Raw genomic sequence first — 18,074 nt, forward strand, 5'->3', positions numbered from 1 at the left:
CCGTCTCCCTGCCGCGCGCCTTCGTCCGGGGGCCGCCCAGAGGCGTCCCCGGGGAATTGTACGGCCGGGCCCTATTCGTCCTGGCCGGGCCACTCCTTCTGGCCGGGCCATTCCTTCTGGTCGGGCGGGGAGCCGATCCCGGCCTGGTGGTCCCCGAGCCGCTTGATGATCTCGGCCAGCTCCGCGCGGGTGTGGATGCCGAGCTTGCGGTAGATGCGGGCGAGGTGGGTGTCCACGGTCCGTTTGCTGATGGACAGCTCGGTCGCGACCTGGAGGTTGCTCATGCCGCGCAACACCAGTTCGGTGACCCGCATCTCCCCGGCCGTCAGGGGCGACGGGCCGTCGGCCTGCCCGCCGCGGGCTCGGCCGCCGGCCGTTGCGAGGTTGCGCTCGGCGAGCGCGGCGAGCCGTACGGCGCCGCAGCCGTCGGCCAGCGCGTATGCCTCGTTGAGCGTGTCGTGGGCGCGGCGCGCCTCCCCGGCGGCCTGCAGGGCGATGCCCAGGCGCAGCATCGCTCGGATGCGCTCCATGGCCCCGCCCGGCCCGTCGAGCACTGTCATCGCCTCGGTGAGCAGGTCGAGCCTTCGGCTGCCCTCGACGGTCGTGCTCGCGATGCTCAGCGCGCGGCCGATGCTGTCCGGGGCGCCCCAGGCCCTGGCCAGCTCCAGCTCCTCCTCCGCCAGGCGGCGGGCGGTCCCGTGCTGGCCGAGCCGCAGGTAGGCCAGCGCCGCCTGGCCCCGCCAGCCCGCACACGCCGGGTTGACGACCCCGGCCGACAGCAGCTGCCGTCCGGCCTCCAGCAGGGCGCGCAGCCCTTCGCGGACCTCGCCCCTGGCGATCGACACCCGGCCCCGGGCCTCCAGCAGGGTCCCCTGCAGGAGGGGGTGCACCGGTTCGCGCGCGGCGACCTCGTCGAACAGCGCGTGGGCGACGTCGAGTTCGTCGCGCTCGAGGAGCACGCGGGCCGCGCAGGACACGGCGGCGACGTGCAGCCCGGGGGCGTGCGACCCCCGCGCGAAGTGGATGGCCTCGCGGGCGTGCGCCAGCGACGCGCGCAGCTTCCCCTTGCGGTAGGCGACGTCCGACAGCAGCGTGCCGGCGAGGGCCTGACCGGTCATCGAGGCGTGCGCCCGCGCCTCGGCGGCCACCTGCTCCGACCAGTACGCCGCCTCGTCCACCCGGCCCGCCCACAGCAGCGCCATGACCAGCGTCGGCGGGATCGGCCCGCCTCCGTCGAGGCAGCGCCGGGCCAGGGTCAGCGTGCGGTGGAGGTGCCTGCCCCTGGCCGCGCCGGACAGTGCGGCGGTGGCGAGGTAGTCCCGCGCCCCCGCGCTCGTGGCGGCGCCGGGCTCGGCGTTGAGCTGCCGCATCGCCGCGCGTGAGCCGTACGACTGGCCGGTCAGCAGCGCCTGCGCGCTGAGCCGCAGCAGCACCTCGCGGTCGGGGAGCCGGCCGGTCGGATCGTCGTCGAAGCCCCGGGCGATGTCGCAGAAGGCCGAGGCCGCTTCCGGGGAGTTGAGCGTGAGCAGGGCGGTGGCGAAGGGCGCCAGGGAGTCCGCCCGCTCGCCGGTGTCGCCGGCGAGGGCGGTCACCGTGCGGAAGTGCCGCAGACAGGCCGGGATGTCGAGGTGCACCTCGACGGCGCCCAGCTCGGCCGTCACCTGCAGGACGGCCTGGTCCTTGGCCGTGGCGAGCGCGCGGTGCAGATAGCGGGTCGCGTCCTCCCAGGCGTTCTCGGAGACCGCCTCCCGCGCGGCCTCGCGCAGCACGGAAACGGCCCACGGGTCGCCGGTGGGGCTCGCCGACAGGAGGTGCCGGGCCGACCGCTTGGGCGGCGAGCCGAGGCGGTGCAGCAGCGAGGCCGCCCGCCGGTGCAACTCGTCGCGCGCGCGGGGGTCCATGCGCGCGAGGATCGTCGACTGGACGAGGTCGTGCGTGAACCGCTGCGGCGGGCTGCCCTCCAGCAGGCCCGCCCCGGCGAGCGCGTGGCCCGCCTCCTCGGCCGCGACCGCGCCGTACCCGGCCAGCATCGCCGCCGTCTCCAGCCCGGCGTACGGCGCGATGATGGCCAGGCTCTGCAGGAGGGCGAGAAGGGACGGATACCTGCCGCCGAGCCATTCGAGGACGGTCTCCGACAGGGCCGTCGCGCCGATCCGCATCACGCGGGGCAGCTCGGACCTGTCCGGCAGGACGTCGGCGGCGGCCAGCCGTCCCGCCGTCTCCAGCAGGAGCAGCGGATTGCCCTTGGTCAGGCGGTGGCAGGCCGTCACGATCTCGTCGTCCACGGGAGCGCCCAGTGCCGACTCCATGAGCGTGGCGGCACATCTCCGGCACAGTGCCGAGGGCCGCAGTGACCGCGCGTACGGCAACGCCAGGATGTCCCAGACCGCGTCGCCGGCGCTGCGGTCCTCCACGTCGCAGGTCAGGATCATCGCGATGGGCAGGCCGTCGAGCCGCCTGGCGATGTAGGAGCACCACTGCGCCGACTGCGGGTCGGCGTGGTTGAGGTCGTCGACCGCGATGATCAGCGGCTGTCCCGCGGTCAGCGAGCGAGTGGCCCGGTAGAGGTCGTCGAGCAGTGCGGCGGGCACGACGGGGGCGCTCCCGTCGTACGGCACCGCCGCCAGTGCGGGCGTGCGCACACCTCCGTCGAGGACGGCGGCGGGGGCGCCGGGGTCGGCCCGTTTCGAGCCGCTCATCATCGGGTCGAACAACTGCCGGACGATGCCGAACGCGAAGGAGCTCTCGTCGGCGTGGCCCCGGGCGCTGAGCACGACACCGCCCGGCCTGCGCGCCAGCGCCGCGTGCAGCAGCCGCGTCTTCCCGATCCCTCGCGTGCCCTGAATCACCAGTACGGCCGGTTTCCCTTCGGCAAGCCCGGCCAGTACCTCGTCGACGACCCCTAGCTCCTTGTCCCGGTGCAGTAGTACCGGCCGCCCTGAGGCCATCCCTACCCCCGGAGCACATACTGATTTTTCTCGACATACGGATCATGCCGGACAGGGCCAGCGGGTTGTCAATACTTGAAATCGGTATGAGTAAACACAATATTGCTGACTCGTGAAAGCAACCTCTTGTCATGATTTCCTGTCCGCCGGATAGGGGAGGCCGCCCGTCCGAGCCGGAACCCCTTCGGCGTCGGCGATGCGGGCGGCCGAATCATCGCGGCAGGTCGGCGGCACAGACCCCGGGAGGCGGTCCGCATACGTATCCCGCCGCGCCGCCCGCGGTACGCATCACCGTACGCACAGGGCCGGGTCCCGCTTTGTGCGCGCCGGGTGTACGTATGCGTCGGCGTGATGACAAATACGTCTTTACTTTTTGCGGAATCCGATGGAATTCTCCGCTCATCGGCTAATCGCGCAGTGAATGGCGGGGGGCATGGAACGGCCACGACTCAAGGCGCACTTCAGTACCGAAGTCCTCGACGACGCGAAAGTCTTCCTTCTGGCGGAAGGCCAGCACTATCTCGTACGCGGCGCGGGCTCGGGCCGCGTCCTTCCCTATCTCGACGGCCGGCACACCGTGATGGACATCGTCCAGGCCCTCGCCGGCGAACTGTCCCCGGCCCAGGCGGTGCTCGCCATCCGGCGCTACGAGGCCGCCGGTCACCTGGTCGAGGGCCGGCCGCCCCTGACCGACCCGGTGCTCGCCTTCTGGGACGCGCAGGGCGTCGACCCCGCGGCCGTCGTCACGGCCCTGGAGCGGACGTCCTTCCGGCTGTTCGTGGGCGCGGGCGTCGACCCCGGCCCGGTCGAGGCGCTGCTGCGCGAGCACGGGCTGCGCACGGATCCGGACGGCGACGGCACGGTCGTGGCGGTGGTCGACGACTACCTGGACCCGGGCCTGGAGGAGCTCAACGCCGAGTGCCTGGCGGCCGGGCGGCCCTGGGTGCTGGTCAGGCCGGCCGGCACCGTGGCCTGGCTGGGACCGCTGTTCCAGCCGGGCAGCACGGGCTGCTGGGCGTGCATGTCCCAGCGGATCGAGGGCAACCGCCAGGTCGAGCGCTACCTCGCGGGCAAGCGGGGGGACGGGCTGCCGCCGTATCACCCGGTGCGCGAGTCCCTCCAGGGCGGCGCCGCGGCGGTGGGCGGGCTGCTGGCGGCCGAGCTCGTGCGGACCGCCGCCACGGGCCTGCCGTCGACCCTGCAGGGCAAGATGATCACCGTCGACCTGCGCACGCTCACCAGCGCCGAGCACCAGCTGATCCGGCTGCCGCAGTGTCCGGTGTGCGGCGACCCCTCGCTGATCCGCGAGCGCGAGCCGAAGGTGACGCTCGCCTCCCGGTCCGCCCGCCACGTGACCGACGGCGGCTACCGGGTCGAGCTGCCCTCGGCGACGTACGCCCGGCTGGAGCGGCACATCAGCCCCTACCTGGGCGCGGTCACCCGGCTGCGCCCGTGGGCCGACGAGGACAACGGCGTGACCTACAGCTTCACCGCGGGTCACAACTTCGCGATGCTCGGCGACAACATGGACCTGCTGCGCCGCAACCTGCGCGGGCAGAGCGGCGGCAAGGGCCGGACCGAGATCCAGGCCAAGGTCAGCGCCCTGTGTGAGGCGATCGAGCGCTACTCGGGCGTGTGGCGCGGCGAGGAGCCGGTGCTCAAGGCGGCCCACGCCGACCTCGAGGAGGGTCTCGCGGTCCACCCGAGTGACCTGCTGTTGTTCTCCGACAAGCAGTACGGCGACCGGGACGCCTGGAACAGCGACCCCTCGCACCGGCTGCACCTGGTGCCCGAGCGGTTCCGCACCGACCTGCCGCTGGACTGGTCGCGGGCCTGGTCGCTGACCGCCGACGAGGAGCGGCTGGTCCCCGCCGGCTACGCCTGGTATGGCCATCCCGACCTGGAACGCCACTTCTACTGCGTCGGCGACTCCAACGGCAGCGCCTCAGGCAACACGCTGGAGGAGGCGATCCTGCAGGGGTTCTGCGAGGTCGTGGAGCGGGACGCGGTCGCGCTGTGGTGGTACAACCGGGTCCGGCGGCCCGCCTTCGACCTCGACTCGCTCAAGGACCCGTACGTCGACACGTTGCGCGAGTTCTACGCCGACATGGGCCGCAGCCTGTGGCTGCTCGACCTGACGACCGATCTCGGCGTCCCGGCCTTCGCCGGCGTCTCCCACCGGCTCGACCACCCGGTGCAGGACGTCATCGTGGGTTTCGGCGCCCACCTCGATCCCCGGATCGCCGCGCTGCGGACGCTGACCGAGGTCAACCAGTTCCTCCCGTCCGTACGCCGCAGGGACGAGAACGGCGAGACGATCTACCACGACGACGACATCGCCACGCTCCGCTGGTGGAAGGAGACCACTGTCGAGAGCGACCCCTGGCTGCTGCCCGACCCCGCGCAGCGCCCCCGCACGCTCGCGGACTACCCGGTGTCCGAGGGCGCCGACCTCGCGGCCGACGTGGAGACCTGTGTCGCCCGGGCCGCCGCGTGCGGCCTGGAGGTGATCGCGGTCGACCAGACGCGGCCGGATCTGGAGCTCAACGTCGCCCGGGTGCTGGTCCCCGGCATGCGGCACTTCTGGCGCCGGCTCGGCCCGGGCCGCCTGTACGACGTCCCGGTGGCCCTCGGCTGGCGGACGGAACCGGCTCTGGAAGAGGAGCTCAACCCCACCAGCGTCTTCTTCTGACCCGATAGGGGGAGCCCATGCACACCGTTCAGGTGCGGCTGCGCCGCGACGCCGGCCTGTCAGAACCGGAGGAGACGCCGGGGGCGGTCACCCTGGCCACGCCGTTCGGCCCCGCCGCGCTGCGGGGCCTGCCTCCGGGCACGGTCGCCGCGCTGCGCGCGCTCGCCGGCGGCGCGAGCGAGGACGAGCTGGCCAGGACCGTCACCGAGCACGACGGCGACGGCGGGCTGTTGCGCTGGCACCTGCTGCTGCGCAAGCTGTCGGCCGGGGCGTTGCTGGAGCGGGCCGTCCTGGTGCCGTCCGGCGGAGAGGGGGTGCCGTCCGGCGGAGAGGTGGTGCCTTCCGGGGGCGAGCCGGTGGCCGTGCTGCGCCCCTACGGCGGCGGCCCGGTGCGCCCGGCCGCGCCGCTCGCCGCGGACGCGCGCGTGCGCCTGTCGAGGTTCGCCGTCGCGGCGCCGGAGGACGGCAGGCTCGTGGTGCGCGCGCCCCGCAGTCCCCTCGGGGTCGAGCTCGCCCCGGCCGCCGCCCCGCTGCTCGGCCTGCTCGCGGACTGGACGACTCCGGCCGGCCTCACCTGCCCGGGCCTGCCGGCCGGGACCACGGCGGCGGTCCTCGGCCTGTTCGCCGAGGCCGGGCTGCTGGTGCGGCCGACGCCGGAGGGGGAGGACCCCGAGCGCGGCGCCGCCCCGCTCGCCCAGTGGTCGCCCGCCGACCTGTGGCTGCACACCCGCACCCGGGAGCCGCGCATGACCGGGCGCTATGGCGGGACCTATCCACTGCGGGGCGTGCAGGATCCGCTGCCGGTGGCGCCGCCCGCCTTCGCGGGCCCCCGGATCGCCCTGGAGCCGCCGGACCTGGACGTGATCGCGAAGACCGAGGCGAGCCTGACCGAGGTGCTGGAGGCCCGCCGCTCGATCCGCGAGCACGACGCCGCCGATCCGATCACCCTGGACCGCCTGGGCGAGCTGCTCTACCGCACGATGCGCCAGCGGCGCACGTTCACCGGGGAGGACGGCCAGGAGCTGGCCGACCGGCCCTACCCGTCCGGCGGCGCCGTCCACGAGCTGGAGGTCTATCCCCTCGTCGTCTCCTGCGAGGGGCTGGAGCCCGGGCTGTGGCACTACGCCGCCCACGCGCACGTGCTGGAACGGGTGGCCGATCCCGGCCCGGCGACCCGGACGCTGCTCGACCGGGCGAGGTCGGCGGCCATGATGACCGAGGACCCGCAGGTCCTGCTGATCGTGACCGCCCGCTTCGGCCGGGTGATGTGGAAGTACGAGACCATCGCCTACTCCCTGATCCTCAAGCACGTGGGCGTGCTGTACCAGACCTTCTACCTGGTGGCCACGGCCATGGGCCTGGCGGTCTGCGGGCTCGGCGGCGGGGACGCGGCGGAGTTCGCCGCGGCCAGCGGGCTCGACCCGCACGCGGAGGGCAGTGTGGGCGAGCTCCTGCTCGGCAGCAGACGGGGCGGTGCGGCGGGGACGCCTCCGGGATGGTCCCCGGAGGTGCCGGCGTGAAGTTCCGGTTGAAGGCCCTGCAGCGGATGCGGGAGCCCGACGAGCTCGACTCCCCGACCCTGCTCGCCTCCCCTCGCGGCTGGATCGCCACGTTCGTCGTGCTCATCGTGGTCGTCGCCGCGGGGGTGTGGTCGTTCGTCGGCCGGCTGCCGGTCACCGTCACCGCCAAGGGGCTGCTGACCCATCCGGCGGGCACCGCCCAGTTGCAGAGCCCGTACACCGGGACCGTGCGGACCATGATGGTGAGTCCCGGCCGGCGGGTGGTGCGCGGGCAGGCGGTGGCGGAGGTCCTGCGGGCCGACGGCACGGTGCGCACCGTCAGCAGCCCGTTCACCGGCGAGGTCGTCACCACCTCGGCGAGCGAGGGCGCGATGGTCCGCGAGGGCGACGGGCTGCTCGCGATGGAGCGGACCGACGCCCCCCGCGACCGCCTGGTCGCGATGCTGTTCGTGCCGGGCGACCACGCGCTCGGCATCGCCCCCGGCCGTACGGTCGACCTCGCGGTCTCCGACGCCCCGCCCGGCGTGTTCGGGCTGCTGCGCGGCAGGGTGACCTCGATCAGCCCCTACCCGCTGATGGCGGAGGGCGTCGCCGGCCTGGTCGGCGGGGACCTCGCGGCCCGCGGCTACGTCACCGCGGAGCCGCCCCGCCTGGTGGTCGTCGACCTCCTCCCCGACCCCGGGACGACCTCCGGCTACTCCTGGACGACCGAGACCGGTCCCCCGATGAAGCTGCGGTCGCAGGTCACGGTGACGGGCACTGTCACGCTCAGCAGCCAGACGCCCTTCAACCTGCTACTCGGACGCTGAGAAGGAGACGGATGAGCCAGGTCACGGCCCCCCGCGCCGACGCCTCACCGCCCCGCGCCCCGAGCAGGCGCGGTCCCCGCAAACGGGGCGGCCGGCGCGGGAGCACGCCGACCGTCATCCAGATGGAGGCCGTCGAGTGCGGGGCCGCCGCCCTCGCCATGGTTCTCGGCCACTACGGCAGGTTCGTGCCCCTGGAGGAGCTGCGGGCCGCCTGCGCGGTGTCCCGGGACGGCGCGAAGGCGTCCAGCGTGATCGCCGCCGCCCGCACGTACGGGCTGGAGGCCAAGGGCTTCCAGATGGAGCTGGACGACCTGCGCGACATCGTCAAACCGGCCATCATCTTCTGGGCGTTCCAGCACTTCATGGTCGTCGAGGGCATCCGCACCCGCTTCGGCAGGCCGGTGGTGGCGGTCAACGACCCCGCGAGCGGCCCGCGCCTGCTCGACTGGGACGAGTTCGACTCGGGCTTCACCGGCATCGTGCTGACCTTCGAGCCCGGGCCCGGGTTCCGGCCCGGCGGCCGGCCCACCCGGGTGGCCGAGGCGCTGCTGTCGCGCCGCATGTCCTCCGGCCGGGCGCTGCCGCTGGTGCTGCTGGCCAGCCTGCTGCTGGTCGTGCCCGGGATCATCGCGCCGGCGTTCAGCCGGGTGTTCATCGACCACATCCTCACCGGCCGCGACCCCGGCTTCATCCTGCCGCTGCTGCTGGCGATGTCGATGACCGCCCTGGCGATGTTCGTGCTGACCTCGGTCCAGCGGCACTATCTGCTGCGGATGGAGATACGGCTGGGGCTGGTCAGCTCCGCCCGCTTCTTCCGCCATCTGCTGCGCCTGCCGGTGGAGTTCTTCCTGCAACGCAGGCCCGCCGAGGTTGCCAGGCGGGTGTCGGCCAACGACACGGTCGCCGAGATCCTGTCCAGGGACCTGGCGATCACCGTCGTCAACCTCGTCCTCGTGCTCTTCTACGCGGTCGTCCTGATCCGGTACGACCTGCTGCTCGGCCTCATCGGCGTGGGCATGGCGCTGCTCAACATCCTGGTGCTGCGGCAGGTGTCCAGGGCCAGGACCGACGCGGTGGCCGCGCTGCGGGCCGATCTCGGCAACCTCACGTCGGCCACCTTCAACACCCTGCAGCTCGTGGAGACCGTGAAGGCCACCGGCGCCGAGCCCAGCGCGTTCCAGCGGTGGGCGGGCTTCCTGGCCAAGGCCGTGACCGCCCGGCAGCGGCTGGGCGTGCCCAGCGCGGTCATCACGGTCGTGCCTCCGCTGCTCGCCGGGGTCAACAGCGGCCTCATCCTGCTCGTCGGCGGCCTGCGGGTGGTGGACGGCGCGGTCAGCGTCGGCCTGCTGGTGGCCTTCCAGAGCCTGCTCGGCGCGCTGTCGCGGCCGGTCACCCAGCTCACCAACCTCGGCGGGCGTTTGCAGGACATCTCGGCCGACATCACCCGGCTGTACGACGTGGAGCGTCACCCCCGCTCGCCCGTCTTCGACCGGCCGGACAGGCCCGCCGGCAGCCGGCTCGACGGGGCGATCACCTTCGAGCACGTGACGTTCGGGTACAACCCGCTGGCCAAGCCGGTGATCAAGGACGTGTCGTTCTCGGTCGTGCCCGGCCGGCGGGTGGCGATCGTCGGGAGCTCGGGGAGCGGGAAGTCGACCATCGGCCGGCTCGTGGCGGGGCTGTACCGGCCGGCGTCGGGCCGGGTGCTGCTCGACGGGCGCGACCGCGAGGAGATCTCCAGGACCGAGCTGGCGGCCTCGGTCGCGTACGTGGACCAGGACATCTCGCTGTTCGAGGGCACGGTGCGCGACAACCTCACGCTGTGGAGCGAGGACGTCTCCGACGAGGTCGTCACCGCCGCATTGCACGACGCGGCCATCTTCGACGTCATCTCCGCCCGGCCCGGCGGGCTCAACAGCCGGGTGCGCGAGGGCGGGCGCAACTTCAGCGGCGGGCAGCGCCAGCGGCTGGAGCTGGCCAGGGCGCTGGCCGCGCAGCCGACCCTGCTCGTCCTCGACGAGGCGACCAGCGCGCTCGACCCGGAGACAGAGCGGGTCATCGCCGACAACCTGCGCCGCCGGGGATGCGCCTGCCTGATCATCGCGCACCGGCTGTCGACCGTACGGGACGCCGACGAGATCCTCGTGCTGTACCAGGGCGAGGTGGTGGAGCGCGGCACGCACGAGGACCTCGTGCGCCTCGGCGGGCACTACGCGCGGCTGATAGAGAACGCCCAGCCGGGCGGTGAGGGAGCGGACCAATGAGCGTCTCGGCCGTGACGCCGTCCTCGGCGTTCTCGCCGTTCTTCACCGACGCGGCCACGCCCGTCGACTACTCGGCCGACCGGCTGCTCGTGCTGGCCGACCTGCGCGAGGTGCTGCTGGTCGAGCGCGGCGCGGTCGACCTGTTCGCCGTACGCCTGGAGAACGGCAGGCCGGTCGGCAGGTGGAACTACCTGTGCCGGGTGCGGCAGGGCGCGCTGGTGCTCGGCTCGCCCCGGGGGCCCAGGCACAGCATCGTCGGGCGGCCGGTGCTCGGCACCCGCGTGTCGCGCCTGCCGCTGGCCCGGCTGGAGGGACTGTCGGCCCGGCGCGTCGACGGCCCGTCCGAGTCGGGGAAGGCGGTCCGCGCCCTGCCCACCCGCGAGTACGGCCTGGCGGTGCGCGAGTTCGTGCGGGGCCTGGAGGCCGGGGTGGTGGCGCTCGCCGCGTCGATGCGCGACACGCTGCCCCCTCGCGACTTCGTCCCGCTGTCGCCGCAGGAGCCCACCGTCGTCCGCAAGGGCGAGGCCGTCCGGTCGGTCGACGGCGTCCGGTGGATCACCGTAGAGGACGGCGTGGTCGAGATGCCGGAGGGCGTCGCCGGTCAGCTCAGCGCGGGCGCGGAGGTCTGCGTCACCGAGCGGGACTGGCTGGCGGCACTCGGCCCGGCCCGGCTGCGCGCCCGGTCGACCCTCGACCTGCTGGGCGCGGGCGAGCTGTGGCACCGGTGGGTCGAGCACACCACCCGCTTCCTCTACATGATCGACCGGCGGATCGAACGCCGGAACTCGACCGAGCTGAGGGCGCTGACGAGCCGGGCCGAGCGGGGCGGGGACGTGCTGCGCACCACCGCACGCGGGTTCGACACGCTGGTGCGCGACACCGAGGCGCGGGTCCGCCTCGCCGACGTGGCAGGGGACCCGCCCGCGCTGGCCGCCGCGCGCCTGGTGGCCTCGCACGCCGGCTTCTCGGTGACCGCGCCGCCGCCGGGAGGCGCGCACGGCGGCCGGATCGACCCGCTGCAGGCCATCGCGCTCGCCTCGGGCGTGCGCACCCGCCGCATCAGGCTGGACGACCGCTGGTGGCGGCGGGACATCGGGCCGATGGTGGGCTACCGCTCCTCCGACGGGGCGCCGGTGGCGCTGCTGCCCATCGGGTCGCGTTACGTCGTGGCCGCGCCGGGGGAGGAGCGCGTCACCCCGGTCACCGCGGCGGTGGCCGGCACGCTGACCCGGCACGCCGACGTGCTGTACGAGCCGCTGCCGCCGGCCGTCACCGGAGTGGGCGGGCTGTTGCGGTTCGGCCTGGCCAAGAACCGCAAGGACCTGTGGACCCTGCTCAGCCTCGGCACGCTGGTGGCCTGCATCGGCCTGCTGGTGCCCGCCATGACCGGCCTCGTGCTCGGCACGTACGTGGCCAGGGCCGAGCGCGAGATGATCGTGCAGGGCGCGCTGCTGGTGATCGCGGGCTCGCTCGTGGCGGCCGCGCTGTCGGTGGTGCAGAACTTCGCCGCGCTGCGCATCGAGGGCAGGTCGTCGGCCCGCCTGCAGGCGGGCGCGTGGATGCGGCTGCTGTCGCTGCCGGCGACGTTCTTCACCAACTACTCCACGGCCGAGCTGGGCACCACGGTCCTCGGCGTCAGCGCGGTGCAGGAGACGCTGTCCGGCGTCATGACGACGGCGGCACTCGGCCTGTTCGCCGGCCTGGCCAACCTCGTGCTCGTCTACTTCTACGACGTGCGGCTGGCGCTGATCGCGACGGCGCTCGTGCTGGCCGGGGTGCTCGTGTGCGCGGTCGCCGGCTACTTCGAGGTGCGGCTGCAACGCCGGATCTACACCCACGAGCAGCGGCTGTCGTCGCGGGTCTTCCAGCTTCTGACGGCCGTGCCGAAGCTGCGGGTGGCGGCGGCCGAGGACCGGGCCTTCGGGGTCTGGTCGTCGGAGTTCCTCAAGGCGCGCAGCCTCGGCGTGTCCGCCCGCCGGGTGCAGAACCTCGTCACGACCTTCAACGCCGGCTTCCCGCTGGTCGCGTCGGTCATCGTCTTCGCCGTGGTGGCCGGGCCGATGCTCGGGGACGTGACCGTCCCGGCGTTCCTGGCGTTCTTCGCCGCGTTCAACCTGCTGCTGGCCTCGGTGCTGCAGTTCACCGGCGCGGCGATCACCGCGATGAGCGTGGTGCCCATGCTGGAGCGGCTGCGGCCGATCCTGGCGGCCGAGCCGGAGGATCACGCCGGCAAGGCCGACCCGGGCGAGCTGTCGGGCCGGATCGAGCTGTCGCGGGTGTCGTTCCGGTACGGCGAGGACGGGCCGCTCGTCCTGGACGGGGTGGACCTGTCGGTCGAGCCCGGCGAGTTCGTCGCGATCGTCGGCCCGACCGGGAGCGGCAAGTCGACGATCCTGCGGCTGCTGCTGGGCTTCGAGTCGCCGTCCTCGGGGACGGTCCTGCACGACGGCCAGGACCTGGGCGAGCTGGACATCGGCGCGGTGCGCCGCCAGTGCGGGGTGGTCCTGCAGAACAGCGCGCTGCTCGCCGGCGACATCAAGGCCAACATCATCGGCAGCACCGACCACACGGTCGACGACGCGTGGGACGCCGCCGGCATGGCGGGGATCGCCGACGACATCGCGAACATGCCGATGGGCATGCACACGGTGCTGTCGGAGGGCACCAACACGCTGTCGGGCGGGCAGCGGCAGCGCATCATGATCGCACGCGCCCTCGTCTCGCACCCCCGCATCGTGCTGTTCGACGAGGCGACCAGCGCGCTGGACAACCCCACCCAGAAGATCGTCACGGAGAGCACCCGCCAGCTCAACGCGACCCGGATCGTGATCGCGCACCGGCTCTCGACGATCAGGGACGCCGACAAGATCGTGGTGCTCGACCGCGGGCGCATCGTCCAGCAGGGCAAGTACCACGAGCTGCTCGAGGACGCCGAGGGGCTGTTCGCCCGGTTGGCGCGACGGCAGATCTGAGGCCGGGGACGTGCGCACCGCCGGCGGACCGGGGACGGTCCGCCGGCGGTTCTCGCGTGCTCAGTAGCGGGGCCTGCGGCTCAACACGATTCCGGCGATGAGGAACACCAGGCCGAGCCCGCCGTACACGAAGGCGTGGGTGGTGGCGGGCGGCTTCACGCTGGCGTTGGCGACGGCCAGGCCGAGGCCCACGATGCCGCTGATGTAACAGAAGATCGCGACGAAGATTTTCCAGAAGGGGCTCATGACGTACTCCGTTCGGACTCGGCGGGACCGCCCGGTGCGGTCCCGGCGACGACGAGGCCGAGCAGCATGACCCAGGCGTCGGGGTCGGCGCGGAAACGCCGCCACCGGTCGGCCGCCAGGGCGAGCTCGGGCAGGGACAGGGCCCCGGAGGCGACCAGCGGCGCCAGCCGCTCCGGGCCCAGGTGGGGGGCGAACGCCTCGGTGGGGCGGTCGTCGTTGGTGGTGGCGAACGGGCGCAGGACCACGTCGCCGAAGCCCGCACGGCGAAGGAGCCGGGTGAGCTTGCGCCCGATCAGCCGGTCGCCGCCCGCCTGCCGCTGCGCGCCGGTCATGCGGTTGTGGACGCCGGCCATCTCGGGGTACATCGGGTCGGCCAGGCCCCAGAGCATCGCGTCCACCTCGATCACGATCAGCCGTCCGCCCGGCCGCAGCACCCGCAGGGCCTCGGCCACCACCGTCGCCGGGTCGGCCACGTGCTGCAGTACGTACCGGAGCAGGACGGTGCCCACGGCCCCGTCCGCCAGCGGCAGCCGTACGGCGTCGCAACCGAGCAGCGGAACCCGCGCGCCGGACGCGTGCGCCAGCAGCGCCGTGTCGATGTCGGCGGCCATCATGGGCAGGTCCGGCAGGGCGGCCCGCAGCCGCCGCGTGACGGCGCCGGAGCCCGCCCCGAGCTCCAGCAGCGGCGCTGGGACGCCGACGTCCAGCAGGACGCGCAGCTCCTCGTCGAAGGAGAGCTCGGCCTGGGCCTCCAGGCGCGCCAGCTCGCCGCGCAGGCCCCCGGCGGTCGTCGTGGCCGGGTCGTACGACCCGGCGCCCGTCACGGCGGTCACCGCGGCCTCCGCGCTTGCCTGGGCCTCGGGACCATGAGCATGCCGTGCCGGGGGCGCAGCGTGACCAGGGCCTCGGGCTCGACCGGGAAGCCGGGGACGAGCTCCGGGCGCACGGTGCGCAGCAGCACGGCCAGCACGAGGGTGGCCTCGACCATCGCGAAGTGGCGGCCGACGCACACCCGGGGGCCGCCCCCGAAGGGGAGGTACTGGTGGCCCGCGTGGGTGTGCTCGGCCGCGAACCGGTCCGGTGCGTACGTCTCCGGGTCGGGCCAGTACCGGGGATCCCGGTGGAGTACGTACGGGCTGACGCACACCAGCGTGCCCGGAGGTATGGCGTAGCCGCCGACGACGTCGGCCTCCACGGAGCGCCGGGAGATGAGCCACACGGGCGGGTACAGCCGCATGGCCTCCCTGATCGCCCGCTGGCAGGCCGTCAGCCGGGGCAGGTCGGCGGCGGTGGGGGTCCGGTCCCCGTCCAGCACCTCGTCCACCTCCGCGCGTACCGCCCGGGCGGCGTCGGGATGACGGTCGAGGAGGTAGAGCGTCCAGGTCAGCGCCTTGGCCGTGGTCTCGTGCCCGGCCATGACGATCGTCAGCACCTGGTCGCGCAGGTCGGTCGCGGTCATCGCGTGCCCCGAGGCCAGCATCGCGCCGAGCAGGTCGTTGCCCTCCTGCCCGGTGGCCCGGCGGGCGGCCACGATCGTCCGGGTGACGGCGTCGAGGAACGCCTTCGCCCGGCGGAACCCCTCCCGCCCGCCTCCCTCGGAGGCGGGGTCGAAGTGGCCGATGAAGCGGTTGACCTCGTCCACCGCCCGTCCGAAGCCGTCGCCGACGCCCGCGATGTCCGCGCCGAGCATCGCCCGCGCGATGACGGTGAGCGTGAGCGCGGTCAGGTCGTGGTCGACGCGTACGGCCTCGCCGTCCTCGCCGGCCCGCCGCCACCGGCCGGCCAGGTGGGCCGCGGCGTCGGTCATGACCTGGTCGAACCGCTCGACCTCGGTCGGGCGGAAGGCCGGCGCGATCATCTTGCGCTGCCTGGCCCACTCCTCGCCGCCGCTGGTCAGCAACCCGTTGCCGAGCAGGGGGCGCAGCATGTCGTCGTCGGGCGTGCGGTCCTTGGTGTAGTTGGCGCCGTTGTCCTTCAGCACGTGCCGGGCCAGGTCGGGCCGGTGCAGCATGTAGACGGGCGCTCCCTCGGCCTCGTGCCTCGTCACGTCGCCGTAGGCGGCCATCTCGGTGACGAAGCGCAGCGGGTCCTCCCGCATGCTGCGCAGGCTCTGGGCGCCGTCCGGACCCGGCGGCAGGGATACGTAACCGCTGTGCGTATCGGCCATGCCCACCCTCACTTTTTTGAATACGTATTCGCCGGTGAATTGCGCATGCGATTCGGAGTGAATACGTACCCGGTGATATTTCCTGATCGGAGCATAGTCTGCGCGGTTCGCGTCCTCAATACTTATGCGAGTGGCCCGGAAATTAAGTCTGTGCGTTCCCGTCCGGCCGTGTAAGACTTCATTTCGAAAGCAGCGGGACACATTGCCCGCGAAAAAGCCGGGAGGCAGGCTATGTCTTTGGACCCGAGACAGCGCGCGGAATTCGTGAACGCGTACACCCGCGTTCTGATCACGGCGTGGTCGAGTGAGGAATACTCGGCCCGGCTGGACTCCGACCCCCGCTCGGCTCTGGCCGAGTCCGGTCTGGAGCTGCCGGCGGGAGCCGAGGTCGTGCTCGTCCGCAACATCCCCGAAGGCCACCACGACAGCAACATCGAGGTACAGGTCGCGCTGTGGGAGCGGGGCCTCGAGACGGGCCGTTTCGAACTGCACATCCCCGAGACGCCCCAGGTCGACATGGCCGAGCTCAACGAGGGCGACCTCGACTCCATCGCGGCCGGCGTTTCCTCGGCCGAGTCGATCGACATCAACTGCTGCTGCTGCCCCTGCTGCTGCTGCACCTGACGATCACGACACACTCGGAGGGCAGATCATGTCCACGGTCGCCGAGCAGGCGAACCCCGTCCACGTGCGCTCCCTGCGCAAGCGGTACGGTCCGGTGAACGCGGTCGAGGAGGTGGACCTCGACGTGCGGAGCGGCGAGGTGTTCGCCCTCCTCGGGCCGAACGGCGCCGGCAAGACCACCACGGTCGAGATCCTGGTGGGGGTTCGCCGGCGGACCTCCGGCGACGTGCGCGTCCTCGGCCGCGACCCGGCCGAGGACGCGCCCGAGTGGCGGGCGCGGATCGGCGTCGTCCCCCAGACGACGGGGGCGTACACCGACCTGACCGTGCGCGAGGTGGTCGAGCACTTCGCCGCGTTCTACCCCGCGCCGCTGCCGGTGGCCGAGGTGATCGACATGGTCGGCCTCGGCAAGCAGGCGCGCAAGCAGGCACAGACGCTCTCCGGTGGGCAGGCCCGGCGGCTCGACGTCGCGGTCGGCGTTGTCGGGGACCCCGATCTGATCTTCCTCGACGAGCCGACGACGGGACTCGACCCCGTCGCCCGCAGGGAGGCGTGGGACCTCGTCCGCTACTTCGCCGACCGTGGCAAGACCACCGTGCTCACCACCCATTACCTGGACGAGGTCGAGGCGCTGGCGCAGCGGGCGGCCGTCATCGTCGGGGGGCGGGTCGTCGAGTCGGGCCCGGTCGCGGAGCTGGGCGGCCGGCGCGCGACACCCGCCGCCGTGAGCTTCGCCAGGACGGACGGGCTCGACCGGAGCCTGCCCGCGCTGCCGGGCGACGCCGTGGTGGAGGAGGCGGAGGGCCTTGTGGTCGTACGCACGCACCACCCCACCGAGGCCATGGCCGCGCTGCTGCCCTGGGCGGCCGCCTCCGGCGTGCGCGAACTGCCGGACCTGCGCATCCACCGGCCGTCGCTCGAGGAGATCTACCTGGACCTCATCCGGAGCAACCAGGAAGGCGGTGTCGTGTGATGAGCGCTCCCAACGCGGCCCTCACCCAGGAGAGCGGCGCGGTGGTGCTCGATCCCGCCCGCTCGATCGTGTGGCGGGCGGCCGTCTCGCGGTCGTCGGTCGAGCTCAAGTCGTTCTTCCGCAACCGGCAGTCGCTGGTCTTCACGCTGCTGCTGCCCGTCGTGCTGCTGGTCGTACTCGGCTCCATCTTCTCGGGGACCGTGCCCGGCACTCACACCGACTTCAAGCAGATGTTCATCGCGGGCATCATCGGCTGTGGCGTGATGAGCGTCAGCTTCAACGGGCTGGCCATCAGCGTCGCCATCGAGCGCGACACCGGGATGATCCGCCGGCTGGCCTCCAGCCCGATGCCGAAGTCCGCCTACTTCATCGGCAAGGTGGTCAGGGTGGCCGTGACCGGCACCCTGGAGACGCTCCTGCTGCTCGCGGTGGCCGTGGTGGCGTTCGGGCTGCCGCTGCCCTCGACCACCGCCCGCTGGGAGACGCTCGTGTGGGTGCTGCTGCTCGGCGCGGTGGCCTGCACGCTGCTGGCCGTGGCGTTCAGCTCGGTCATCCCCAACGCCCGGTCGGCCTCGGCCATCGTCACCCTGCCGTTCCTGGTGCTGCAGTTCATCTCAGGGGTGTTCTTCCCCTACAGCCAGCTGCCGGCGTGGATGCAGACGGTCGCGGCCCTGTTCCCGCTCAAGTGGATGACCCAGGGACTGCGCTCGGTGTTCCTGCCCAACGACTTCGCCCGCGTCGAGCCCGCGGGCGTGTGGGAGCTCGACCGCGTGGCGCTCGTGCTGGCCGCGTGGTGCCTCGCCGGGCTCGCGCTGAGCTTCCTGACCTTCCGCTGGCGCGGGCCCAACGTCCGCTGACC

At 73.0% G+C, this 18,074-nt stretch carries 12 protein-coding genes; 8 read left to right on the top strand and 4 right to left on the bottom strand.

What is annotated here, in order from left to right:
* Window positions 1-71: 71 nt before the first annotated feature.
* Window positions 72-2,948, bottom strand: coding sequence for a helix-turn-helix transcriptional regulator (locus tag Msi02_RS04485; RefSeq protein WP_204047200.1), 2,877 nt, complete (start codon window positions 2,946-2,948; stop codon window positions 72-74).
* A gap of 433 nt (window positions 2,949-3,381) precedes the next feature.
* On the opposite strand from Msi02_RS04485, the gene Msi02_RS04490 reads away from it, so the two are divergent.
* Genes Msi02_RS04490 through Msi02_RS04510 form a run of 5 tightly spaced genes read left to right on the top strand, consistent with a single transcriptional unit; the run spans window position 3,382 to window position 13,205 of the window.
* Window positions 3,382-5,640, top strand: coding sequence for a TOMM precursor leader peptide-binding protein (locus tag Msi02_RS04490; RefSeq protein ID WP_204047201.1), 2,259 nt, complete (start codon window positions 3,382-3,384; stop codon window positions 5,638-5,640).
* A gap of 17 nt (window positions 5,641-5,657) precedes the next feature.
* Window positions 5,658-7,160, top strand: a complete 1,503-nt coding sequence (locus tag Msi02_RS04495) for a SagB/ThcOx family dehydrogenase (protein WP_204047202.1) — start codon at window positions 5,658-5,660, stop codon at window positions 7,158-7,160.
* Window positions 7,157-7,969 carry a DUF2118 domain-containing protein gene (locus Msi02_RS04500; RefSeq protein WP_204047203.1) on the top strand — a complete coding sequence of 271 codons (813 nt, stop codon included), beginning with the start codon at window positions 7,157-7,159 and terminating at the stop codon, window positions 7,967-7,969. The genes Msi02_RS04495 and Msi02_RS04500 overlap by 4 nt, the downstream gene beginning before the upstream one ends.
* Before the next feature lie 11 nt (window positions 7,970-7,980).
* Entirely contained in the window at window positions 7,981-10,233 is a 2,253-nt protein-coding gene (locus tag Msi02_RS04505; protein WP_204047204.1) for an NHLP family bacteriocin export ABC transporter peptidase/permease/ATPase subunit, read from the top strand.
* Window positions 10,230-13,205: an NHLP bacteriocin export ABC transporter permease/ATPase subunit gene (locus tag Msi02_RS04510; protein ID WP_204047205.1), complete on the top strand. Its 2,976-nt coding sequence runs from the start codon at window positions 10,230-10,232 to the stop codon at window positions 13,203-13,205. Before Msi02_RS04505 ends, Msi02_RS04510 begins: the two co-directional genes overlap by 4 nt.
* A 60-nt stretch (window positions 13,206-13,265) precedes the next feature.
* On the opposite strand, the gene Msi02_RS04515 is transcribed toward Msi02_RS04510, so the two are convergent.
* Genes Msi02_RS04515 through Msi02_RS04525 form a run of 3 tightly spaced genes read right to left on the bottom strand, consistent with a single transcriptional unit; the run spans window position 13,266 to window position 15,618 of the window.
* Window positions 13,266-13,451 (bottom strand): hypothetical protein, encoded by a 186-nt coding sequence (locus Msi02_RS04515; RefSeq protein ID WP_030506179.1) that lies wholly within the window; start codon window positions 13,449-13,451, stop codon window positions 13,266-13,268.
* Window positions 13,448-14,284: a class I SAM-dependent methyltransferase gene (locus Msi02_RS04520; protein ID WP_179155553.1), complete on the bottom strand. Its 837-nt coding sequence runs from the start codon at window positions 14,282-14,284 to the stop codon at window positions 13,448-13,450. The genes Msi02_RS04515 and Msi02_RS04520 overlap by 4 nt, the downstream gene beginning before the upstream one ends.
* On the bottom strand, window positions 14,281-15,618 hold the full coding sequence (locus Msi02_RS04525; RefSeq protein ID WP_204047206.1) for a cytochrome P450: 1,338 nt from the start codon (window positions 15,616-15,618) through the stop codon (window positions 14,281-14,283). The genes Msi02_RS04520 and Msi02_RS04525 overlap by 4 nt, the downstream gene beginning before the upstream one ends.
* A 237-nt stretch (window positions 15,619-15,855) precedes the next feature.
* Here Msi02_RS04525 and Msi02_RS04530 point away from each other — a divergent pair, with 237 nt between their 5' ends.
* The 3 genes from Msi02_RS04530 to Msi02_RS04540 are packed head-to-tail and all read left to right on the top strand — an operon-like array spanning window position 15,856 to window position 18,072.
* Window positions 15,856-16,242 (top strand): hypothetical protein, encoded by a 387-nt coding sequence (locus Msi02_RS04530; RefSeq protein ID WP_079320571.1) that lies wholly within the window; start codon window positions 15,856-15,858, stop codon window positions 16,240-16,242.
* 28 nt (window positions 16,243-16,270) lie between these two features.
* Window positions 16,271-17,215, top strand: coding sequence for an ABC transporter ATP-binding protein (locus Msi02_RS04535; RefSeq protein ID WP_204047207.1), 945 nt, complete (start codon window positions 16,271-16,273; stop codon window positions 17,213-17,215).
* Window positions 17,215-18,072, top strand: a complete 858-nt coding sequence (locus tag Msi02_RS04540; RefSeq protein WP_204047208.1) for an ABC transporter permease — start codon at window positions 17,215-17,217, stop codon at window positions 18,070-18,072. Before Msi02_RS04535 ends, Msi02_RS04540 begins: the two co-directional genes overlap by 1 nt.
* Window positions 18,073-18,074: the final 2 nt, after the last annotated feature.

The organism is Microbispora siamensis (assembly GCF_016863095.1).
Classification (GTDB): Bacteria; Actinomycetota; Actinomycetes; order Streptosporangiales; family Streptosporangiaceae; genus Microbispora; species Microbispora siamensis.